At 58.7% G+C, this 4,288-nt stretch carries 4 protein-coding genes; all 4 read right to left on the bottom strand.

All coding sequences use genetic code 11. From position 1 onward, the window contains the following. Positions 1-2 precede the first annotated feature (2 nt). Positions 3-1,658, bottom strand: a complete 1,656-nt coding sequence (locus ACTJKM_RS35980) for an electron transfer flavoprotein-ubiquinone oxidoreductase (protein ID WP_440661886.1) — start codon at positions 1,656-1,658, stop codon at positions 3-5. A gap of 6 nt (positions 1,659-1,664) precedes the next feature. Then, positions 1,665-2,573 (bottom strand): bifunctional methylenetetrahydrofolate dehydrogenase/methenyltetrahydrofolate cyclohydrolase FolD, encoded by a 909-nt coding sequence (gene folD / locus ACTJKM_RS35985; RefSeq protein ID WP_427143618.1) that lies wholly within the window; start codon positions 2,571-2,573, stop codon positions 1,665-1,667. A gap of 6 nt (positions 2,574-2,579) precedes the next feature. Beyond that, positions 2,580-3,464 (bottom strand): formyltetrahydrofolate deformylase, encoded by an 885-nt coding sequence (gene purU, locus ACTJKM_RS35990; RefSeq protein WP_427143619.1) that lies wholly within the window; start codon positions 3,462-3,464, stop codon positions 2,580-2,582. 79 nt (positions 3,465-3,543) lie between these two features. Then, positions 3,544-4,288, bottom strand: a 745-nt coding sequence (locus ACTJKM_RS35995) for an electron transfer flavoprotein subunit alpha/FixB family protein (RefSeq protein ID WP_440661887.1), incomplete at its 5' end; no start/stop codon positions are given.

The following is a 4,288-nucleotide window of genomic DNA, read 5'->3' on the forward strand; positions in this document are numbered from 1 at the left end:
ATTCACATGTTCGGATAGACCGGGCCTTCGCCGCCCTGCGGCGGCACCCAGTTGATGTTCTGGTTCGGGTCCTTGATGTCGCAGGTCTTGCAGTGCACGCAGTTCTGCGCGTTGATGACGAAGACCGGCTTGCCGTCCTTCTCCACCCACTCGTAGACGCCAGCCGGACAGTAGCGCGTCGACGGGCCGGCATAGATGTCGTGCTCGGAGCGCTTCTGCAGGCTCATGTCCTTGACCTGCAGATGCACCGGCTGATCCTCCTCGTGGTTGGTGTTCGACAGGAACACCGAGGACAGACGATCGAAGGTCAACACGCCATCGGGTTTCGGGTAATCGATCTTCGTGTGCTTTGCTGCCGGCTCGAGGCTCTGCGCATCGCTCTTGCCGTGCTTCAGCGTGCCGAACAGCGACAGACCGAACAACTGGTTGGTCCACATGTCGAGACCGCCGAGTGCCACGCCGATCGCCGTGCCGAATTTCGACCACAGCGGCTTGACGTTCCTGACCCGCTTCAGGTCCTTGCCGATATCGGTCTGGCGCCATTCGTTCTCGATCTCGACCGGCTCGTCATTGGCCCTGCCCGACGCGATCGCTTCTGCCAGTTTGTCAGCCGCCAGCATGCCAGACAGCACCGCATTGTGGCTGCCCTTGATGCGCGGCACGTTCACGAGGCCGGCCGAACAGCCGATCAGCGCGCCACCGGGGAACGACAGCTTCGGTACCGACTGGTAGCCGCCCTCGGTGATGGCGCGAGCACCATAGGACAGCCGCTTGCCGCCTTCAAAGGTGCCGCGGATGGCCGGATGGGTCTTGAACCGCTGGAACTCCTCGAAAGGGAAGAGGTATGGGTTCTTGTAGTTGAGGTGCACGACGAAGCCGACCGCGACGAGGTTGTCTTCCAGATGGTACAGGAACGAACCACCACCGGTCTTCATGCCGAGCGGCCAGCCGAACGAGTGCTGCACCAGGCCCGGACGGTGGTTCTCGGGCTTAACCTGCCAGAGCTCTTTCAGGCCGATGCCGAACTTCTGGACGTCGCGGTCTTTCGACAGATCGAACTTCGAAATCAGCTGCTTGGCGAGCGAGCCGCGCACGCCCTCGCCGATCAGCGTGTATTTGCCGAGCAGCGCCATGCCGCGGGCGAAGTTCGGTCCCGGCTCGCCGTTCCTCTCGATACCCATGTCGCCGGTGGCAACGCCGATGACGGCACCCTCGTCGTTGTAGAGCACTTCGGTTGCGGCAAAGCCCGGATAGATTTCGACGCCGAGTTCTTCCGCCTTTGTCGCCAGCCAGCGACAGACGTTGCCGAGAGAGACGATGTAATTGCCGTGATTGTTCATCAGCGGCGGCATCAAAAAGTTCGGCAGGCGGATCGAGCCGGCCGGGCCCAAGAACAGGAAGTGGTCGTCCTTCACTTCGGTCTTGAACGGACGGTCGGCGTCCTTGCGCCAGTCCGGCAGCAGCCGGTCGATGCCGATGGGATCGACGACGGCGCCCGACAGGATATGCGCGCCGACTTCGGCGCCCTTTTCGAGCACGACGACCGAGAGCTCCGGATTGACCTGCTTCAGCCGGATCGCCGCCGAAAGCCCCGCAGGTCCCGCACCAACGATCACAACGTCGAATTCCATGCTTTCGCGTGCGGGAATCTCACTCATGCGTTTTCACTGACTTGCAAACTTGGGTGGGGTCAAACCGGCGAACCGGTACGCAGCAATCACAGTGTTTGCCATTAGCATAGCAATCGTCATCGGACCTACGCCGCCGGGGACCGGCGTAATGGCACCTGCGACACGCGCCACTTCCTCGAACGCAACATCGCCGACGAGTTTCGTCTTCCCTTCGCCTTTCTCGGGAGCGGCAATCCGGTTAATCCCGACATCGATAACCGTTGCACCTGGCTGCACCCAGTCAGCTTTGACAAGGCCAGGGTGACCCGCTGCAACGACAACAATATCGGCGTTTCTGCAAAGACCGGGAACATCGCGCGTACCCTTATGCACCGTGGTAACCGTCGCATTGGCCTCCAGCAGCAGCGCTGACATCGGCTTTCCGAATAAGTTCGACTTGCCGATCACAACAGCGTGCAGCCCTGTAAGGTCGTCGCCATGGACATCGCGAACGAATACCATGGCACCTGCCGGTGTACAGGAAACCAGCCCGCCATCGAGATCGCCTGTTACGATTCTGCCAGCGTTCGCGAAATGTAGACCGTCTACATCCTTCGCCGGGGCAATGGCGCGAATGATCGTGTCTGACCGCAAATGACCTGGAAGAGGCAACTGAACGAGAATACCGTGTACGAGCGGGTCATCGTTGAGTGACTCGATGAGCGTCGCCAACTCTTCTTGGCTCGTATCCTCCGACAGTTCGTGCTTAATTGACAGGAAGCCGCACTCGTGGGCCATTTTAGCCTTCGAGGAGACATAGGCATGGCTAGCAGGGTCATTACCAACGATTACAACTGCGATACCTGCCTGCACGCCTGTGTTTGAATGTAATGCTTCGCCTGCGCTCTTCACCTGCGCTACGATGGCGGCGGCGATCTGTTTCCCATCAATGATTGCGGTCATCGGTGGTTACCCCATCCGTTCGGACGCGTAGCTTCCGGGGCTGGCCGGGAACACGACAGTCCTATTGCCATTAACAAAGGTGCGATGATGGATGTGCGCGTGGATCGCACGAGCCAGAACCTGACTTTCGACATCGCGCCCCAGCGACACGTAGTCGTCAGGGCTTTGGGCATGCGTGATACGAACGGTATCCTGCTCGATGATCGGGCCTTCATCGAGGTCTGCCGTCACATAGTGGGCAGTCGCGCCAATCAGCTTCACACCGCGCTCGTACGCTTGCTTGTAGGGATTTGCGCCCTTGAAGCTGGGCAGGAAGGAATGGTGAATGTTGATGATCCTGCCCGACATCTTGGCGCAGAGCTGGTCGGACAAAATCTGCATGTAGCGGGCGAGCACAACCAGCTCGGTACCCGTTTGATCAACAATTTCGAGCATACGCGCTTCCGCCTGGGGCTTGTTCGCCTTGGTTACCTTGATGTGGTGGAACGGAATGTCATGGTTCACGACCACCTTCTGATAGTCGAAGTGGTTGGAGACGACACCAACGATGTCGATCGGAAGCGCGCCAATCCTCCAGCGATAAAGGAGATCGTTCAAGCAGTGACCGAAGCGCGAGACCATAAGAAGGACTTTTGTCCTCTTATCTCCTTGATGAAACTCGTAGGACATTGAAAGTCGCTTTGCGACCTCATCAAAGCCTTCGCGGATATCACGCTCCGGGATACCGGTTTCCGACTTGAAGCCAATTCTCATGAAGAACCGGCCGGTCTCAAGATCATCGAACTGCGAGCTATCAAGGATATTACAACCCTTGTCAGTCAGATAGCCGGAGATCGCCGCAACGATTCCCCTTGTGGACTTGCATGACACCGTAAGAACCAGATTTTCCATAGTCACAGGCTACTCCATCTAACATCAGCAGACACTGGGCCGCCTGGAGGTGACCTCGCCGTCTCATGTGAAATTGCGGTTAAAGGGCTTTTTCAAGTTCGGGCAGGACATCGAACAGATCGCCAACGAGACCGTAATCGGCGACCTGGAAGATCGGCGCTTCCTCGTCCTTGTTGATCGCGACGATCACCTTCGAGTCCTTCATGCCGGCCAGATGCTGGATGGCGCCAGAAATGCCGCAGGCGATGTAGAGGTCGGGGGCAACAACCTTGCCGGTCTGGCCGATCTGCCAGTCGTTCGGCGCATAACCGGCATCGACAGCAGCACGGGAGGCACCGATGGCAGCGCCGAGCTTATCGGCAACTGGTACGATTACCTCGTCAAAGTTGTCGGCAGAGCCAAGAGCGCGACCGCCAGAGATTACAGTCTTCGCTGAGGTAAGTTCCGGGCGATCTGAAGCCGACAGCGCATCAGCAACAAAGGATGAAAGTCCTGAAGAAAGAGCTGCCGTTGAGATTTCCTCAACGGCAGCAGATGGGCTTTGGGAGGCCTGGGAGAACGAGGCGGTGCGAACCGTGATTACCTTCTTCGCATCGGACGACTTTACCGTCTGGATGGCATTGCCCGCATAGATCGGACGCTTGAACGTGTCGGCAGAGACGATCTCGACGATTTCCGAGACCTGCGCGACATCGAGCAGGGCAGCAACACGCGGCAGCACATTCTTGCCGACCGAGGTCGCAGCCGAGACGATGGCGTCATAGGAGCCGGCAAGCGACACGATGAGCGCTGCCAGCGGTTCGGCGAGGTTGTTGCCGAGGCTT

This window comes from Ensifer sp. 22460 (assembly GCF_052044935.1).
Lineage (GTDB): Bacteria > Pseudomonadota > Alphaproteobacteria > Rhizobiales > Rhizobiaceae > Ensifer.